This window comes from Kitasatospora sp. NPDC048239, from assembly GCF_043202015.1.
Taxonomy (GTDB): domain Bacteria; phylum Actinomycetota; class Actinomycetes; order Streptomycetales; family Streptomycetaceae; genus Kitasatospora.
In genome coordinates this window covers 351,652-366,929 of record NZ_JBICZP010000004.1, presented here as the reverse complement: position 1 = coordinate 366,929, position 15,278 = coordinate 351,652, and the positions used below count along the sequence as shown (strand labels likewise).

Sequence of the window (15,278 nt, the reverse complement as noted above, 5' to 3'; positions counted from 1 at the left end):
CCGGTCAGTGGGTGTAGGTGTGGCTGGTCGCGGTCGGCACAGCACGTTTGGTGGTGTCGAGGAACCGGGTGACCGCGCTTCCGACGGCGTCGACGAGGTCGTCGTGCGGGGCCCGGGGGAACCCCACCATCTGCTCCTCCAGGTCGCGCAGGGTCCGGCCGTGGAGGACGCGGCCCCGCTGGTAGTGGTTGAGGGCCCGCGCCGCGCGGACTGTCTTGTGCTCGGATTGGCTGACGGTCTTCACCTTGACGGGCATGTGGTGAAAGATCGCGTCCCAGGTGCCGTGACCCTGGTTCACTTCCAGCAGGATCAGCCCGACCTCCGGGTACTCGTCCAGCAGGGCCAGCACCCGTTCCCGCAGCTTCGCGCCGGGCGGGATCCGGACCGGGATCGCCGCGTGGACGGTGCAGCGGCGGGTCTGCGCGGACCAGGACACGACGGCGAGGCCGGTGTAGTCGCTGGTGGCCTTCGCGGTGACCGCGGGGTCGATGGAGAGGACCATGTGCGTGACCGGGTCGGGGCCGTCCTCGGGGTAGCGGAAGTCGTCGGCGCACCAGTAGTCACCGTCGGCGCCGAGCGGATCGTTGGCGTAGTTCTTGGCGAAGCTGCGGGTGTGTTCGATCTTCTTCAGGTAGCTCAGTGGCCACTTCGCCGGCCACATGCTGCGCTCGGTGCCGTCGTCACGGCGGATGATCGGCAGGCTGTGGTGCGTCGCGAAGCCCTCGTCGGCAATCCACTCCGCGGTCTCCACCCCTTGGCCGTGCTTGACGAGCTGGTGGACGATGCTGCCGGGCATGGTGACCGTGCCGACGAGGACCACCCTTGCGTAGACGTTGAGGGGCAGGACCGCGTCCCGCAGGGTGGTGAGCCTCTTCCGGGCCTGGTCGGGGGAGTAGGAGGACTCGTCCGGTTCGACGTCGTCGAGGAGCAGGAGGTCCGGCCTGTGATTGCGCACCTTGAGGCCCAGGCTGGAGGAGTCCATGCCGCGGGCTGCGAAGGCGAACCCGTTCTCGGCGATGTACATGCGCTGCGTGTCGGCGACGTTCCCGCCGTTCGGCCGCTTTGCGGGGTTGCACAGTTCCGGGAAGTCGGACCGCAGCTTGTCGTTGTTGTCGATCTCCTGCTTGAACGTCGACAGGTGGGCCTCAGCCTGCGCCGCGCTGGCGGAGAACGCCGCGGTGAACTTCACCCAGCCATGCGCCGCGGCCCACATCGGCAGCAGCAGAAACCACCACGTGCTCTTGCCGGTCTCGCGGGGTGCCACGTAGGCGTCCCGCTGCTCCGCCGGCATCGTCGGCGTGCGGATCCAGCGACGGCCGGCGCGGCACCAGTCCAGGTGCGCGTCGCTGAAGGTGACCTGGCCCTCGGCGTCCTTGATGTGGTCGCGCAGGTAGACGATCGCGAACAGGGCGGGGTCAAGCCGGGTGAGCGCGCGCCGGCCTTCCGGGTCGTCGAGCATCCGCGCGTCGGGCACGGTGCGGGCCAGGTACCGGTGCAGGTCGAAGCCCTCGCCGGTGACCCCGGCGAGGTAGGAGTCGACGACACCGGCCGCCAGGTCCGTCACGGGCTACTCCCCGCTGTCGCTGGCCTCATGCCGCTCGCGGCCGTCGAGGGAGTGGTGCGTGACGACCCACATCTGCGATCCGTCCGCGGACTGCTCGGTGCGCTGCCGGGGCCCGCATGGGCATGCGTCGTGGAGGTCGTGCACGATGAGGTCGTCGAGCGGGTAGGCGTGAACCTCGGCGTCGGTGCTCTGGACGACCATCCAGGGACCGCCCGCCTGGCCGTCGGCGAGGTCGATGTCGAACTCCTCCACGCACACCTCGGCGCGCAGAAGGACGGTGCCAACAGGGATTCGGGCCTCGCAGCCGTCGGCGGGCATGACGGCCGGGCCGGCGACGACCTTCCAGCCCTGCAGCTCGACGCGGGCGACGAGGTGCTCGCCGAGCGCGGCGATGTAGCCGGGGTCCTCGGCGAGCCAGGACGGGACGAGGGAGTCGAAGGTGTATCGGGTCACGGCCATCTCAGGCGCCGCCCCGGAGCTGGGCCTCTTCGGCGGCTTGCCTGGCCTTCGCCTCGTTGATCATGTCGCGGAGTTCCAGATCCGTCGCGGACGGCGCCTGCTCGATCGTCACCTCCGCGCGAGTCGGGGCGTAGAGGCCCTGAACCTTGGCGATCTCCTTGCACACCATCACTGCCACTTCGATCGCCCGCGGCTCGCCCCGGTCGATGCGGGGAGAGAGCCGGGTCAGGTAGTACTCCAGCCGGTCGACGTGCTGGTCGACCCACAGATCGACCATCTCCTGCTCGGCTTCCTTGGCAGCCCGTCGGGCCCGGGTGAAGTCCTTGCGGGCGTGGTCGCTGGAGCTGTAGCCGAAGCCGGGGTCGGCTGCGATGTCGTCGAAGCTCCGGCCGTCGATGCGGGCTTGGATCATGCGGGCGCGACGGTCGGCAATCTGCACCCTTTCGTAGCGGGTGGTTCCTCCGGGCACGGTTCCTCCTCGGGTCGATCTGGATGATCGCCCGGGGGCCGACAGAGGCTGCGAACGGTCAGCGCTTGCGGACGCCCTTGCGCGCGGGCAGGCGGCGGTACCGGGTGACGGCGCCGCCGGGCGTGGCGTGGGCTTTCTGGTGTGCGTAGCGGCGGAGCCGGGGGCTGGCGAAGAAGAGCCGCCACTGGGCGTTGCTCTTGAAGCCGGTGCGGCCTGCGCGTTTTGCCACGGTTCCTCCTCAGGCGATGTCGAACGGAGCGGTGTCCATCACGGGCAGCTCCGGGGTGGCCGCGACCCGCACCCATGCCCTGTACCGGCCCGGCACCGGGACAACAACGCCCGCCGGGCCGACCAGCAGCTTCGCGACCGTGCCGGTTCCGCTGCTGGCGGTGTCCCACGCGGCGGCATGCCAGTCGCCAGCCGCGGGTTCGTGACCGACAGGGACAATGGCCATCTCGACGCCGTACCCGGTCGGGATGCCGCGGTCCCAGGTGACACCGACTTCGTAGTACTCGGTGGAGAGCGCGTCCACAGGGATCGTCCTTCCAGTGCAGGCCCAGGCGGTGGTGGTGCCGTGGACGGTCCACCGGGCGGTGGGGCCGCCGGTGAGTCGCAGGCCGTGGGTGGTGTGCTGGCCGGCGACGGTGACGGCCACGGCCAGGTCGAGGGTGGTGGCGCGGCTGAGGGCGCGGGTCTTGACGCGGGTGGGCGAGAGTGCGAGGGCGGTCTCGCCTGCGGTGCCGAGCGGGATGATGAAGCCCCGGGCGACTGTGATGGCAATATCGACGGATGCCGCGGCCGTGAGGGTGATGGTCTTGTGGCGGGCCGGGGCGAGCGCGGTCGCGGTGCTGCCAGCTGGCGTGATGGGTGTGCGCTTCAGCCGACCCGGGGCTGGGGCGGTGCTGGTCTCGGTGGCGTAGCCGACGGGGACGAGCCGGCCGGTGGAGATGGCGAGTGCCTGCTCGCTGCTGGCGGCGGGGGTGAGCGCCGCGGTCTTGCGGCGCTGGACCGACTGGGCGGCGCCGGATTCAGCAGCGGCGGTGACGGCCCGAGCCTTGAGCCTGGCTGGGGACAACGCCGACTCGACAGACGCGGCGGGTCCGGACGTGAGCGACTTCCTCCGGCCGACAGACTGGGCTGACCCGGTCTCGCCCGCCGTGCCCAGAACGAGTGTCTTACATGCCGTCACCGTCTGCGCGGTAGCGGCCTCCTGTGCCGTCCCGACAGGGATGACTCGGGCCGGGAGGATGTTGACGTTGTCGAGCTCAGTCCAGGTGGAGGAGCCAGCATCGCGGTGGGACTCGACGAGGAGGGACAGGTCGGTGGCGGACGCCCACCCGGGCGTGGTCTCGCTGCGCCTCACAGTCCATGTGGACCCGTCGGGGCTCGTCTCCCAGTACAGGGTGCCCGCGTCCTCGCGCAGGCGCAGCCAGGCGTGGCCGGTCGGGTCGTAGGAGAGGAACACGGCGCCAGGGTCTGAGAAGCCGGTGCGGAGGTAGAAGCCCATGGCTCCGGCAGCGGAGTCAATCAGGAACCCGCCGTCGGTGCCGGATGTGCTCGTCTCGACGAGAAGCGTCGCCGTGGCGGTGCTGGCGCCGGCGGAGATGGGTGGCCACATGCGGGCCTGCACGTGGGAGCCGGTGAGGGTGTAGAGGCTGCCGGAGCGTAGGCCGTTGAATCCGGTGTCGCAGGCGACCCTGCCGTGCCCGGCGCTGGTGTCGTAGGTGCCGTAGCTGGCGGGCCAGCGGCCGGCGTCGATGGCGCCGGAGAAGTCGTCGACGAGGTTGGCGAACGGCTGGGCCGGGGCGAGCGCGGTCTCGGTGCTGCCCGCGATGCTGAGCGTCCGTGTCTTGGTCTTGGCTGTTGGGGAGAGGGCTGTCTCGGTGGCTGTGGATTGTGGACAGGCACGGGTCTTGACCCTGCCGATGGCCTGGGCTGTGTCGGTCTCGGTGGCGGTGCCGAGGCTGATGGTCTGGGCGGCGTTGAGGTTGTCAATCTCAGCGTTGTCGGCGGTGCCGGAAGATCGCTGCGCTTCCGCGTAGAAGATCAGCGTCCCCAGACGCATCCATTGGGAGGGTGTGGAGATGGTGCGGCGGGTGGTCCAGGTGGTGCCGTCCGGGCTGGTGTCCATGGTGATGGAGCCGCCGGATTCGGCGAACCGCCACCAGGCGTGGGTGGACGAGTTGTAGGTGAGGGTGGTGGGGGAGGCGTCGGTGCCGCCCACGCTGTTGCGGAGGACGAGGTTGCCGGTGTTGGGGGAGTACTCGAACTCCAGGTTCGTCGTGCTGATCGTCGGGCCGGCGGACAGGTAGGCGGAGAACGCCACGCCGGAGCCGCCGCCCGTGCTGGGGACGGTCGGGACTTGGAAGCGGACCTGGGAGCCCTGGATCTCGTACGCCGTGGCGGTGTACATGTCCTCAAGGGTGGTCGTGCAGGGGATCCGGGCCCGGCCGCCGCTGGAGCTGACGTTGGTGGTCTTCGTCCACTTGGAGTCGACGCTGCTGGTGAACGTGTCAGTCAGCGTCGAGAAGCTCGGCGTGAACAAGCCGTCAGCCCCGGAAAACTCCACCCACCCGGGTTCGGTTGTGACCGCGGTGTCGCCGGATCCGAGGTCGGTGCCGCCGGTGTTGCCATAGTTGATCGTCGCGTTGTACGTCGTCGACAGGGAGTTGGCGCGGTAGCCGATCTCGACGACCAGGCGGTCCCCCACCTGGATGGCGACAGGCGTGACGGCCTGCCCGCTGATCGCGGTGCCGGTGGCGGTGGTGGTGAACTCCGTGCTGCCGATGTAGTCGGCCAGCAGGGTGCCGCGGGGCGTGTCCGAGTCACCGCTGGTCGCGTAGATGTGAAGGTGCCAGAAGCCGTTGAGGTCGACGTTGGACTCGCGGACTCCGACCGTCCACGACACGGTGCCACTGATGGTGCCCGCCTTGATGGCGCCCGCACTGATGGACCGGTGCAGCAGGACGTCCCGGTCCGCAGCAGTGGAGCCGACGTTGATGCTGGACGTGCCCGCCGACCCGGCCGGCTTGCGGCCGAGGAGCTGAACGTCCTCGCCGCTTGCTGTATCCCAAGCCCCGCGACGGGTCGTGGGCGTGTAGGGCGCGGCCGAGTTGGTCAGCCAGAACCTGGTGGCCACCAGCCACCCCCTCCCTCTCCGTTAGTGGTGGCGGTCAGGCTGCGGAGGTGGAGCGGTAGAAGTCCGCGACGGTGGCGGTGACGTCGGAGCCGTCGGGGGTCAGGGCGAAGTCCAGCTTGACCAGCGGCACGAGGTCGGAGTCAGTGCCGGTGGTGGTGTCCGGGTCGTAGCAGATGACGAGGGCGGAGACGGCGTTGCCGGTGGCGGCAGTCCAGGTGATGTCGGCGCAGTCGACGGCGACGCGGTCGTTGGTGTCGTCGACGGTGACGGTGACCGAGGCCAACGTCTTGCGTCCCATGGTGGTCTGCTCGTTGCTGGCGCCGGCGAGGAGGGTGGAGAGGTCGTCGTAGTCGCGCATGGTGGCGTCGGAGACGATGCCGCTGGTTTCGATGGGGACGGCGATGAGGGCGTCGTTCGTGGCGGGCAGGCTGGCGTACGCAGCCACCCGACCAAGTGCCACATTGAATACGAGGTTGGCCATTGGTCAACTCTCCTTTTCGATATAATCGATGCCATGACGGGTACTACGCTTGCCTGCGAGAACTGCGGAACCAACTATGTCCGCAGGCCCAGCGGAGCTGGAAAGTACTGCTCTCACCCCTGCTACATCGCAGCGAAGAAGAGAACGGCCACGGCGAAGTGCGGGCAGTGCCGGAAGGACTTCACACACAAGGCGCGCCTGTCGCCCAAGTTCTGCTCGCGGGCCTGCGCAGCCAACAGCTACAGGAAGACCGAGACCAGGAACTGCGCCTACTGCGCTGCGGCCTTTTCGAGGGTCCCTACTGCGATCGGGAAGTACTGCTCCGACACCTGCAAATACGCAGCCCGACGCAAGGACAACCCTGCAGTCCGGCGCATGAGGTATGCGCCGGGACATCCGCTTGTCTTGACTGCGCCATATGTCCCTGAACACCGGGCGGTCCTCTTCGAGAAGATCGGACCCGGGCCTCACCCATGCCACCATTGCGGGGACTCGGTGGAATGGACGCCTGGTGGTCGAACCGGGCAAGGGGTGCTCGTAGTCGACCACCTTGACCGCAACCCGATGAACAACAGCTCTGACAACCTCGTGCCGTCCTGCTCGCGGTGCAACGTGCTCAACGCAGATCGCGCGGTGACTGACGGGGAGAGCTACCGAAACGTGGGCGGGCGGAGGACCCGGCTTCGCGGCCTCCCACGGAACTGTGAGTACTGCGGCCAGGGGTTCGTGACGTGGACGATGAATCCTGGCGAGGGGAAGGGCCGGTTCTGTTCGCGGTCGTGTGCTCGCCGGAAGCCGATGGCGGATGGGCCGGGCGCAACATAGGTCGGGCATGGCCCCTCCTCGGCAGGTAGTACGGTGCCGGGTGGAGGGACCCGGGTGGCTTGGTCTATCGGAGCACAACCGGGTTCGGGTCCTGGAAACGCCGAAGCCCCGCCCGGTGAAGGGGGGGCTTCATGGACTGGGCGCGGTCAGGCGTCGGGCGCCCACTCGGGCTGGTAGTTGGGGTGGTCGCGGTACGGCATGGCGAGGATAGCCAGTGTCTGGTTCGCGAGCCAGTGACCGTGGTCCTCGTAGGCGAGGACGTGGTTGCAGGTTGCGATGATGCGCCGCTTGGCGTCGACCTCGGCCAGCACCCGTAGGTGGTGACCTGGGGCGCCCGGTTCGTTGTACTCGGAGTACCCGTTGTCCCCCCACGGGCCCTGTGCGAACTGCTCGTCCTCGTCGAGGCGGGCGTTCATGAACGCCACGAGGTCAGCACTCACAGCCCCAGCTCCCCATACGGGTAGTCGTACGGGCGAAGCGCCTCGGTGAGCGCCTCGTGCAGAGTGGGCTGTGGCAGGGTAGCGCTGATCTCGGGGTTGAGTTCCTTGACGATGGCTTCGCCGAGGGACCTCAGCAGGTCGGCCTTCATCCACTCCTGGTACTGCTGGTCCTGATGCCACAGCTCAACGCTGGCGAAGGTCTGTGCCTGAAGCCGCTTGCCGTTGACCTCGACGACGGTCCTGAGGGCCACCATGTCGGGCGGGGTCGTACTTCCGTCAGTCATCGGGGGAACACGTCCGGCAGCACTGGAGCGAACTGCAGGCTGGCCTGCCGGAGTGGCTCCATGGCGGCGGCCAGGTCACGCAGGGCCTTCGCGGCGACGAGTTGCAGCGGCGTGGGATTGGGTGCGGGGTGGTGGTGTCGGCCGAGTTGGCGGAGGGTCCGGTCGGTGCTGGGGTACGGGCGGTGGCTCATGCGGTCACCGTCGCTACTCCATGGCAAGGTCCACACATGGGCACGTCTACCCGGCCTGTTATCTCCGAGTACCTCGGCACCGTCAGGCCCGGTACCGCCTGTCCGGTGCAGGTCACGTTGGGCTGATCGCGGTGGAGGTCGCACAGGCAGTGGCATCCGCCGATTCCGGAGAGTGCCTCGTTCTCACGCCGGAGGCGGTCGAGTTCCTCGGGGTGCTGTTCGAAGTACTCGATGGTGGGGCGGAGGGTTTCGTACGCCTGGGCGATAGTTCCGACCGCGTGATTGAGAACGGGGCGGAGCGCCTGGCTTACGGCGTTGATCGCGGCTCGGAGTTCCTGAGGGAAGGGCTGCTCACTGCTCATGGGTTCATCCTCTCGTGGGAGGCCCGCCCGTGGTGAGAACTGGGCGAGCCCCTCTTCTATCACTCCTCGGCACCGGGCAGGTAGAACTGCTCGGCCTTGCCGGCCTTGCGTGACTGCACACCGTGGGTCTTCCACAGGTCGAGGGCCCGGCGGACGGTGTCCCGGCTACCGAACGGCCCCTCTTCGACCAGGCGTTCCTTCGTGGCGTAGCCCTCCTCCTCGCATAGCTGAAGGAAGACCCGGTACAGGTCGATCCACTCGTCTCGACCGACCATGGTGCCGTCCGGGTAGACGGGCGGCGGCGGACCAACCGGCCGGGCCGGGGCGGGCTTGAACAGGGACGCCTGAACTCCGCCCCCGACGGGCCGGGTCTGCGCCGGGGCGGCGGCGTGCAGGTGCGCCACATCTGCGGCGATGTCCAGGTCCGTCACATACTCGGCCCGGCACTTCGGCGGATCCGTCAACGGCATCTCCGGGCAGCCGATGTAGAACTCGCCTGGTCGGGTGAGCTTCTCCGGCGTGAAGCCGTTGCTCTTGCAGCCCTGCCCGAAGATGAACACGCTGTGCCCGGCCTCGCCGACCCTGGTCGAGATGCGGTTCGCGTAGTTACCGCGGGCGTCGCTGGACCCGCCGAACACCTTCGCGGACGGCTGCTGCGTCGCGGACAGGAACATGATCCCCATCGAGCGGGCGATCGCCAGGGCGGACTCGTATGTCGTCGCGATGTCCTGCTCGGGCGGGCCCATCTCCGGGTCCAGCTTGCGGAGCTCCGCCTCCTGCTTGCGGAGTTCCTCGTCCTGCCGGATCAGCTCGGCGAGTTCGTCGGTCACGACGATCCATGCCGGGCCGTGGACGCCGGGGATCCACTTGCGGACGGGCTCGCGGCCGGCAGCCATCTCCCTCTTCGACAGCTCCTCCAGGTAGGCGCCACGGCGGTCGCACTCCGCGCGGATGTACTGCAGGAGCTCGCGGGCCTCCTCGGCGGTTCGGGCGAGCCTGCGCATCTTCGGCTCCCACGGGCCGAGTTCCACGGCGCCAGGCTTCATATCGATGCCGAACAGCTCGACGTGCTTCTTCTTCAGCAGCTTCTTGATGATCAGGTTGATGATGCCGGACTTGCCCCAGTCCGATGCGCCGGCGACGAGGGTGTGCCGGTACATGACGGTCAGCAGGACGGGCTGCCCGTACTCGGTCCAGCCGAGCCGGATCGGCTTGGTGATGTCGTCGGAGTCGTCGTCGGCGTACGGGATGACGCGGTCGTGGAACGGGCCGCCCGGGCCCCGGGGCGTCGACTGCTCTTCGGTGCTGCTGGACGCGGAGGCCTTCAGGGCGGCCTGGCCCCCCTGGTGCAGCTGGACGTCGACGGAGGCGTTGGCCTTCGCCGTGGCGCTGGCTTTCCCCGGCAGCGCCTTGTGGTCCTTGCGGTGCTGGATCAGCCACGGCACGTACACCGCGTACGCGGCGCCGGTGGTGACCGCTGCGGCGGTGAGGGAGACACCGCCAGGGCCGGTGCCGACAGCGGTGGCGACGTCGGCGAAGGTGAGCGTCAGGCCGGCTCCGGCCCGTGTCAGCATCTCGTCCTTCTTCTCTACCCCGGCGGCGGTGACCGCTGCACCCAGGACGGCAAGGCCGGCGTACGCGGCGGTTCCCCAGCCTCCGACACCGGCGAGGTACTGCCACCAGCCGAGACCGGTGACGGCGCCGACGGTCATGGCGGGGGCGAGCTCGACGCGGTACCGGATGACGAGGGCGCTGGCCTGGTTGGCGACGGCCACGCAGGCGGCGAGGAACCGCCTGGGCAGGGCTGGCCGGGTCTTCTGGACGACGTAGACGGAGCCCTCGACCACCGCCGTCGCGGGTGACGACGAGGCCCCAGTGGACTCGTCGTTTCCTGTTTCCGCAGGTCGCGGCTCTGCGATGGTCGTCGTCATCGGCATCGTCGGCGTGATCGTCGCGTTGTCCTGCCGCTGGGGTCGGGGGAGGAAGGGGAGGATCTGAGCCCCGTCGGCCGGGGGCAGGTACTGGGCCACGAGGGGCTCCTCTCGGTACTGGGATGGGGTGGTCTGAGTGCTCGCGGCGGCCGCCCAACCGCAGGGGTTGGGCGTCACCGGCAGGCCGTCAGATCAGCCGTCCGTCCCGGTGATCGGCCGGACGTTGTCGGACCCGAGCGCGGCAAGCTCGGGGTGCTCTCGCTCGATCTCCAGCCGGCGAGCGTTCGCGAACTGGCGGGACTTGGGGAGCTTCGCGGCCTTCAGGGCGGCCACCATCTCGGACTCCAGGGGGCGCCTTCCAAGGTCGGCGTAGAGCGCCTTGATGGCGTCTCGTGCGGCGTCCCGTGGCGCCGCCGTGGGGCGCCCTGAAGTGGTGGGCCGGGGCGCCTTCGTGGCGCTACGAGGGCGGGCGACGGGGCGCTTCTGGGGCGCTTCAGAAGCGGCATTGGTGGCGCTCTGACGGGCGCTGTCATAGCGCTCTCGGGGCGCCATAGCGTCGACTGCCGTGGCGCTCTGAGGGCGCTTCACAAGGTCGACGGTGGCGTCATGCGTGGCGCTCCCGTGGCGCCCCGAAGCCGCTGCCTGAGGCGCTTCCGTGGCGGGTGCGAGGGCGCTTTCGATGGCGCCCCGAATCACTGGTTGGGGCGCCACGATGCCGGACGCCATGGCGCTTTCGGGGCGCTCTACGTAGATAGGCGGGAGCGCTTCCGTGGCGCCTTCATGGCAGTCGACGGTGGCGTCCTGAGGCGCCTCGATGGCGGCCTGTCCGTAGGCCTCGTGCAGCGCTGCGCCGATCGGCTTGCCAAGCTTGGCGAGCCTGATGGCGAGCTGCTCGGGCTTGGTGGCCTGCCTCTTCCATCCGCGTCCGTAGCGGATCCTGAGCGTGGTGCGGAAGACCTTCGACTCCTGTTCCATCAGGATCACTTCGGTGTAGGAGCGGATGTTCCACATGCGCATGCGGCGCCACACGCGGTAGGTCGGCCACGGGGCGAGGAACCAGCGGGGCAGCGGCGGGTTCTCGTAGTAGGCGCCGCTGCTGATCTTCGCCATCCGGCCCACGGCGTGCCTGCCAGCCTCGACGATGAGGACGAACAGGATGGGCATGGTGGCGTGCATGCCTACGGCGATTTCGTCACCCCAGGAAGCGGCGACGTTGAAGGCGATCGTGGCGCCGGTGAGACCCCAGGCCGCGTAGCGCAGTAGGGGGAACGGCATGCGGAAGAAGGTGAGGAGGAGGTCAAGGGCAAGGAGGGTACCGATGCCGACGTCGACGCCGAGGGGGAAGACGCGGGCGAAGTCGCCGAAGTCCTTCTTGATGGCGAGCCTGACAACGGCGTTGTAGGAGCCTGCGAAGCCGATGCCAGCGATGGAGATGGCGCCGGCAACGATGGCGCCGATGGTGGCTTTCTGCGGCTTGGTGAGCTCGCGCTTGGTGCGGGCGTCGAGGCCCAGCGCGGGAGTGGTGGTGAGCTCAGTCTCGGTGTTTGCGATCGGGTTCACGTCTGGGCTCCTTCCTGGGTTAGCGAGTGGTCGGTGAGTGGTTGGGGGCGATGTGGTGGGCGCTGGTGGTGAGTACCCACAGTGCTGCGGTGGCGAGCGCGCGGAGTGTGGCGGCGAGGGTAAGGAGGCTGCCGGCCGCGATCGCGCGGAGGGTGTGGTGGTGGCCGGCGATGAGCTGCGGAAGGTCGAGGCGCAGGGCGGTGCCCGCGAGGGCGAGCACCGCGTACTGGGCGAGGATCGCGGTGGTGACTGCGGCGAGGGCGGGGGCGGGGAGCAGGGTGGCGGCGAGCACCGCGAGCGCTAGGGCGGTGGTGGTGAGGGCCTGCTGCTCGGCCGGGGCGGCGGTGCGGGCCACGACGGTCTCCTCTCTGGGTTAGGCGGGTGGGTCCGGGGCTCGGCTCCTACTTCGGGGTGACGACGAGGTCGAGCACGTTCCCGGGCACCTTCAGCAGGGTGGCGAGGTCGGCAGCGAGCGAGCCCAGGGTGTGCGGGATGTCGACCCTGGTGACGATCTGCTTCTGGTTGATGCCGGTGCCTGCGCTGTCGCGCAGCTCGGTGATGAGGGTGACGGCGTAGTTGCCCGGCGGAACCTGGGTACCGGCTCCGTTGCGGCTGATCGACATGGTGGTCATGGCGTGGTCGTCCTTTCAGGTGGTGGCTGCGGTGCGCAGCAGGTTGTGGATGTCGGCCTTCGTGCGGCCGGGCTCGTCGTTCCAGGTGTCGACCGGGATCGGGTGGCCGGCGCGGCCGAGGGCGTTGCCGATGAGGAGGCGGGCTTGCCAGGCGGTGGCGGGGGTGCCGTATCCGTGGGCGAGGACCTGGAGGTGGGCGCCGAGGACGCACACGGCGCCGGTGGCGTCCCAGAGGCCGCCCTGGGTCCAGCCGTGCTGGGTGATGTAGCGGTCCATCAGCTGCAGGTGCTCTCTCGCGGTGACTTGGATGGTGGGAGCCGGGCGACGGAGGATCCGGTCGGTGAGGGTGCGGGCGGGTTGGGGGTGGCCGGCCCACCAGGGCGGGGTGGTGCTGCCGTGGGCCGGGATGTGCACCGTTGGGGCGGTGCGCAGCGGGGTGGGTCCGCCGGTGGGGATGACGGTTTTGAGGTAGGCCTCGATCTCGGCGACCAGGAGGGGGCCGTACAGGTCCACGTCCAGGTCGAGCGGGGTGGTGATGGTGGCGGGCATCTTGGGGGTTCTCCTCTCCTGGTCAGCGAGCGTGCGATGGGTGCGGTCCGTGCGAGTGATGCGATACCGTGCACGGCCCGCCGGGAGGTCAGGCCCGGTGCCGGCCGCATCGCGACAGTGCGGCCGAGCCGTAGCCGACGCCGGAGGTGACGACGCACAGGCAGGCATCGCAGACGGCTCCGGGGATGGGCAGGCTCTCGGTGGCGTGCGCGACCCGCATCGGCTGGCCGCAGCAGGTGAGGTTGTCGTAGGCCTCGGGGGTGAGTGATGCGCCGTCGGCGAGCTGCGTGAGTGGGGTGGCTATGGCTCAGTCCTCCAGGTCGGTGGGGTACTCGCCGAGGCGGGCGGTCTCGGCGAGCGAGCGGTGTTCTTGTGCCTGTGCGAGGCACTCGGTCCGGCCGGGGCCGTCGGCCTGGGCGGCGAGAAGCTTCAGGGCCGCGGCTTCCCTCAGGTGGTGGGCCACTGCGGCGGCGCGTTTCATGTCGATGTCCCCCTGCTCCGGTGCGGTGTGTGTGAGGGTGCGGGCCTTGGCGTGGGCTAGAGCGCGGCGCGCAGGTCTGCGAGGGCCTGGTCGGCGGCCCGCTGGCTGGGGGTCAGGATGCTGCGCGCGGCGCCGTGGATCGTGGCGGGCAGCAGGGCGCGGATGTCGCGCTCGTTGACGCCGGCTGCGATCGCGGCCTTGTAGGCCTCGCAGGCGTCGGCGACGGACTGGCTGTAGGTGGCGTCGGCCGCGGCGTCGGCCCGGTAGGCGGACTCGCTGCGGGCGACAGCGTCGACAACGGTTCGGATGAGGTGCTGCTGGCTGGCCATGGTTCCTCCTGGGAGTGAGGCGGCGGGCTGGGCGCGGGGCTCTCCTGGTCGGCGTTCAGGCCGCGCGGAGCAGCTCGCGGGTGGCCGGGTACATGTCGAGCTGCGCGGCCAGGTAGCGCTGGGCGACGTCGTCCTGGATGCCGGCGCTGGCGGCTGCGACGCGGTCGTGGAGGTCGGAGCTGAACCGGGCGGAGAGCTCCTCGTCGTGGCGGTGCTGGTCGGCGCCGGTCCACTGCGGGGTGTCGGTGAGCGGGCCGTGAGCGGACCAGATCTGCCAGGACGGGGTCTGGCCGGCCATCAGCTGGCCCGTGTAGACGCCCCACTTGGCTTTGCGGTCGAACTGGTAGTCGCCGTGGACGAGGCCCCCGCTTCCGGAGCTTCCGATCGGGGCGATTGTGTAGTAGGTGACGCCGAGCTTGGCGACGGTGTTGACCCACTGGTCGTGTTCGCGGCGGGCCTCGGCGGCGTAGCGCTGGCTGCGGGCACTGTCGATGGCGCGGTTGAGGAGCCTCATACTGAGGTTGCCCTTCTTGCTCGTTGGCGGGTGGTGGGGTGTCCGGGGCGGCCGGCTGTGCTTGGCGGCTGATGGCGGCCGCCCCGGGGGCGGGGCTAGGAAACGTGCTCGGAGGCGTCGGACTTGGCTTGGGCGACTGCGGCATACCAGTTGGCCTGGTCGTTGAACAGACGCTTGCCGGGATCGCTGGCGTTGTTCCAAGTGCAGGTGCAGAACGCCTCGATGGTGTTGCCGTCGGGGCAGGCTGTCTCGGTGACCACCGCGGTGTGCTGACCGTTGCGGAACGCGGCGATGTCACCGCGGCCTGGGTAGATTTCGTGGGGAAGCACTGCTTTGGCCTCCTTGCGGCCAGGTCTGGGCTGGGTTGCGTGGTCAGGACCAGTGCCAGACCGAGCGGGTGCGGGCCGCCTCTGCGGCGGCTGCGCCGAGTTCGTAGCAGGCCTGCTGCCATGTCGGTGAGGCGAACGGGGTGAGGGCCTTGAACGCGGCGCCCATGCGCGCGGCCTGGTCGGGCTGGATGTCGAAGGTGTCTCCGCTGCCCCGGTTGAACAGTGGGCTGATGGCGGCCCAGTCGCTTCGTGGGGCGATCTGCTTCAGGTACTCGCCGAGTTCGGTGTGCGCACTGTAGGAGCGGGTCCCGCCGGTCTGGTTGTGGTCCCAGGACCAGCCCATCAGTTCTTCCGAAGCTGTTCGGGCCGGTAGGTGCGCTCTCCGAGTACCGCCTCGACGAGTCGGTTGTCGATGCCCTTCACAGAGACCAGCTGGCCGACGTCATCGGTCTGGACCTGGACGACGGTGCCGGTGCGGCCGAGGGTCTTGGGGTTCTGCCCGTCGGTGTTGATCACGGTGACGCTGTCACCCTCACGAACGGCCATCAGGCGGCAGCCCGGTAGACGTCGACGTAGCCAGCGGGCAGGTGGAGCTCCTGCGCGGCGAACGCGAGGACCTCCGCGTCGGTGACCGCACCGTACGTGTGGACGGGCTTGAAGACCGGGCCGGCGAACTCGGGGTGCCGGACGATCAGGCGGGCGGGCTCGCCCAGGATCCGGTCGGTGAAGTTCTTCATGA

General features: G+C 69.4%; 22 protein-coding genes. 1 reads left to right on the top strand and 21 read right to left on the bottom strand.

What is annotated here, in order from left to right:
• Positions 1–4 precede the first annotated feature (4 nt).
• From ACGFZP_RS13220 to ACGFZP_RS13180, 9 genes are all read right to left on the bottom strand, one after another.
• Complete coding sequence (locus ACGFZP_RS13220; protein ID WP_392931666.1) at positions 5–1,564, bottom strand: hypothetical protein; 1,560 nt, start codon at positions 1,562–1,564, stop codon at positions 5–7.
• A 3-nt stretch (positions 1,565–1,567) separates the two neighbouring features.
• Positions 1,568–2,023, bottom strand: coding sequence for a hypothetical protein (locus ACGFZP_RS13215; RefSeq protein ID WP_392931664.1), 456 nt, complete (start codon positions 2,021–2,023; stop codon positions 1,568–1,570).
• 1 nt (position 2,024) lies between these two features.
• On the bottom strand, positions 2,025–2,492 hold the full coding sequence (locus ACGFZP_RS13210; RefSeq protein WP_392931662.1) for a hypothetical protein: 468 nt from the start codon (positions 2,490–2,492) through the stop codon (positions 2,025–2,027).
• A gap of 58 nt (positions 2,493–2,550) precedes the next feature.
• Positions 2,551–2,721 (bottom strand): hypothetical protein, encoded by a 171-nt coding sequence (locus ACGFZP_RS13205; protein WP_392931661.1) that lies wholly within the window; start codon positions 2,719–2,721, stop codon positions 2,551–2,553.
• 9 nt (positions 2,722–2,730) lie between these two features.
• Positions 2,731–5,631 carry a hypothetical protein gene (locus ACGFZP_RS13200; protein ID WP_392931659.1) on the bottom strand — a complete coding sequence of 967 codons (2,901 nt, stop codon included), beginning with the start codon at positions 5,629–5,631 and terminating at the stop codon, positions 2,731–2,733.
• 34 nt (positions 5,632–5,665) lie between these two features.
• The gene (locus ACGFZP_RS13195; RefSeq protein ID WP_392931657.1) at positions 5,666–6,112 is read right to left on the bottom strand and encodes a hypothetical protein; all 447 of its coding nucleotides are present in this window, start codon (positions 6,110–6,112) and stop codon (positions 5,666–5,668) included.
• Between the two features lie 971 nt (positions 6,113–7,083).
• The gene (locus ACGFZP_RS13190) at positions 7,084–7,377 is read right to left on the bottom strand and encodes a DUF6221 family protein (protein ID WP_392931655.1); all 294 of its coding nucleotides are present in this window, start codon (positions 7,375–7,377) and stop codon (positions 7,084–7,086) included.
• Complete coding sequence (locus ACGFZP_RS13185) at positions 7,374–7,661, bottom strand: hypothetical protein (protein WP_392931654.1); 288 nt, start codon at positions 7,659–7,661, stop codon at positions 7,374–7,376. Before ACGFZP_RS13185 ends, ACGFZP_RS13190 begins: the two co-directional genes overlap by 4 nt.
• A complete protein-coding gene (locus tag ACGFZP_RS13180) occupies positions 7,658–7,852 on the bottom strand; it encodes a hypothetical protein (protein ID WP_392931652.1) in 195 nt (64 codons plus the stop codon). Before ACGFZP_RS13180 ends, ACGFZP_RS13185 begins: the two co-directional genes overlap by 4 nt.
• Before the next feature lie 131 nt (positions 7,853–7,983).
• On the opposite strand from ACGFZP_RS13180, the gene ACGFZP_RS13175 reads away from it, so the two are divergent.
• The gene (locus tag ACGFZP_RS13175; RefSeq protein WP_392931650.1) at positions 7,984–8,250 is read left to right on the top strand and encodes a hypothetical protein; all 267 of its coding nucleotides are present in this window, start codon (positions 7,984–7,986) and stop codon (positions 8,248–8,250) included.
• Between the two features lie 23 nt (positions 8,251–8,273).
• Here ACGFZP_RS13175 and ACGFZP_RS13170 read toward each other — a convergent pair whose 3' ends face one another.
• From ACGFZP_RS13170 to ACGFZP_RS13115, 12 genes are all read right to left on the bottom strand, one after another.
• The gene (locus ACGFZP_RS13170; RefSeq protein ID WP_392931649.1) at positions 8,274–10,244 is read right to left on the bottom strand and encodes an FtsK/SpoIIIE domain-containing protein; all 1,971 of its coding nucleotides are present in this window, start codon (positions 10,242–10,244) and stop codon (positions 8,274–8,276) included.
• A 93-nt stretch (positions 10,245–10,337) separates the two neighbouring features.
• A complete protein-coding gene (locus ACGFZP_RS13165; protein WP_392931647.1) occupies positions 10,338–11,705 on the bottom strand; it encodes a DUF2637 domain-containing protein in 1,368 nt (455 codons plus the stop codon).
• A gap of 19 nt (positions 11,706–11,724) precedes the next feature.
• Complete coding sequence (locus ACGFZP_RS13160; protein WP_392931645.1) at positions 11,725–12,060, bottom strand: hypothetical protein; 336 nt, start codon at positions 12,058–12,060, stop codon at positions 11,725–11,727.
• 46 nt (positions 12,061–12,106) lie between these two features.
• Entirely contained in the window at positions 12,107–12,337 is a 231-nt protein-coding gene (locus ACGFZP_RS13155) for a hypothetical protein (protein WP_392931644.1), read from the bottom strand.
• A gap of 15 nt (positions 12,338–12,352) precedes the next feature.
• Positions 12,353–12,886 carry a hypothetical protein gene (locus tag ACGFZP_RS13150; RefSeq protein WP_392931642.1) on the bottom strand — a complete coding sequence of 178 codons (534 nt, stop codon included), beginning with the start codon at positions 12,884–12,886 and terminating at the stop codon, positions 12,353–12,355.
• A gap of 307 nt (positions 12,887–13,193) precedes the next feature.
• Entirely contained in the window at positions 13,194–13,367 is a 174-nt protein-coding gene (locus tag ACGFZP_RS13145) for a hypothetical protein (RefSeq protein ID WP_392931640.1), read from the bottom strand.
• Between the two features lie 56 nt (positions 13,368–13,423).
• Entirely contained in the window at positions 13,424–13,696 is a 273-nt protein-coding gene (locus ACGFZP_RS13140; RefSeq protein ID WP_392931638.1) for a hypothetical protein, read from the bottom strand.
• A gap of 55 nt (positions 13,697–13,751) precedes the next feature.
• Complete coding sequence (locus ACGFZP_RS13135; RefSeq protein ID WP_392931637.1) at positions 13,752–14,210, bottom strand: hypothetical protein; 459 nt, start codon at positions 14,208–14,210, stop codon at positions 13,752–13,754.
• A gap of 95 nt (positions 14,211–14,305) precedes the next feature.
• On the bottom strand, positions 14,306–14,539 hold the full coding sequence (locus ACGFZP_RS13130) for a hypothetical protein (RefSeq protein ID WP_392931635.1): 234 nt from the start codon (positions 14,537–14,539) through the stop codon (positions 14,306–14,308).
• 43 nt (positions 14,540–14,582) lie between these two features.
• Entirely contained in the window at positions 14,583–14,882 is a 300-nt protein-coding gene (locus ACGFZP_RS13125; protein WP_392931633.1) for a hypothetical protein, read from the bottom strand.
• Positions 14,882–15,085 carry a hypothetical protein gene (locus ACGFZP_RS13120; RefSeq protein ID WP_392931632.1) on the bottom strand — a complete coding sequence of 68 codons (204 nt, stop codon included), beginning with the start codon at positions 15,083–15,085 and terminating at the stop codon, positions 14,882–14,884. Before ACGFZP_RS13120 ends, ACGFZP_RS13125 begins: the two co-directional genes overlap by 1 nt.
• Positions 15,085–15,276, bottom strand: a complete 192-nt coding sequence (locus ACGFZP_RS13115) for a hypothetical protein (RefSeq protein ID WP_392931630.1) — start codon at positions 15,274–15,276, stop codon at positions 15,085–15,087. The genes ACGFZP_RS13120 and ACGFZP_RS13115 overlap by 1 nt, the downstream gene beginning before the upstream one ends.
• Positions 15,277–15,278 lie beyond the last annotated feature (2 nt).

Bases quoted from the DNA above. Each gene is read 5' to 3' on its own strand.
- ACGFZP_RS13180 (WP_392931652.1), bottom strand. From the start codon at position 7,852: ATGAGCCACCGCCCGTACCCCAGCACCGACCGGACCCTCCGCCAACTC.
- ACGFZP_RS13115 (WP_392931630.1), bottom strand. From the start codon at position 15,276: ATGAAGAACTTCACCGACCGGATCCTGGGCGAGCCCGCCCGCCTGATC.
- ACGFZP_RS13195 (WP_392931657.1), bottom strand. From the start codon at position 6,112: ATGGCCAACCTCGTATTCAATGTGGCACTTGGTCGGGTGGCTGCGTAC.
- ACGFZP_RS13120 (WP_392931632.1), bottom strand. From the start codon at position 15,085: ATGGCCGTTCGTGAGGGTGACAGCGTCACCGTGATCAACACCGACGGG.
- ACGFZP_RS13140 (WP_392931638.1), bottom strand. From the start codon at position 13,696: ATGGCCAGCCAGCAGCACCTCATCCGAACCGTTGTCGACGCTGTCGCC.
- ACGFZP_RS13215 (WP_392931664.1), bottom strand. From the start codon at position 2,023: ATGGCCGTGACCCGATACACCTTCGACTCCCTCGTCCCGTCCTGGCTC.
- ACGFZP_RS13145 (WP_392931640.1), bottom strand. From the start codon at position 13,367: ATGAAACGCGCCGCCGCAGTGGCCCACCACCTGAGGGAAGCCGCGGCC.
- ACGFZP_RS13125 (WP_392931633.1), bottom strand. From the start codon at position 14,882: ATGGGCTGGTCCTGGGACCACAACCAGACCGGCGGGACCCGCTCCTAC.
- ACGFZP_RS13135 (WP_392931637.1), bottom strand. From the start codon at position 14,210: ATGAGGCTCCTCAACCGCGCCATCGACAGTGCCCGCAGCCAGCGCTAC.
- ACGFZP_RS13185 (WP_392931654.1), bottom strand. From the start codon at position 7,661: ATGACTGACGGAAGTACGACCCCGCCCGACATGGTGGCCCTCAGGACC.
- ACGFZP_RS13150 (WP_392931642.1), bottom strand. From the start codon at position 12,886: ATGCCCGCCACCATCACCACCCCGCTCGACCTGGACGTGGACCTGTAC.
- ACGFZP_RS13155 (WP_392931644.1), bottom strand. From the start codon at position 12,337: ATGACCACCATGTCGATCAGCCGCAACGGAGCCGGTACCCAGGTTCCG.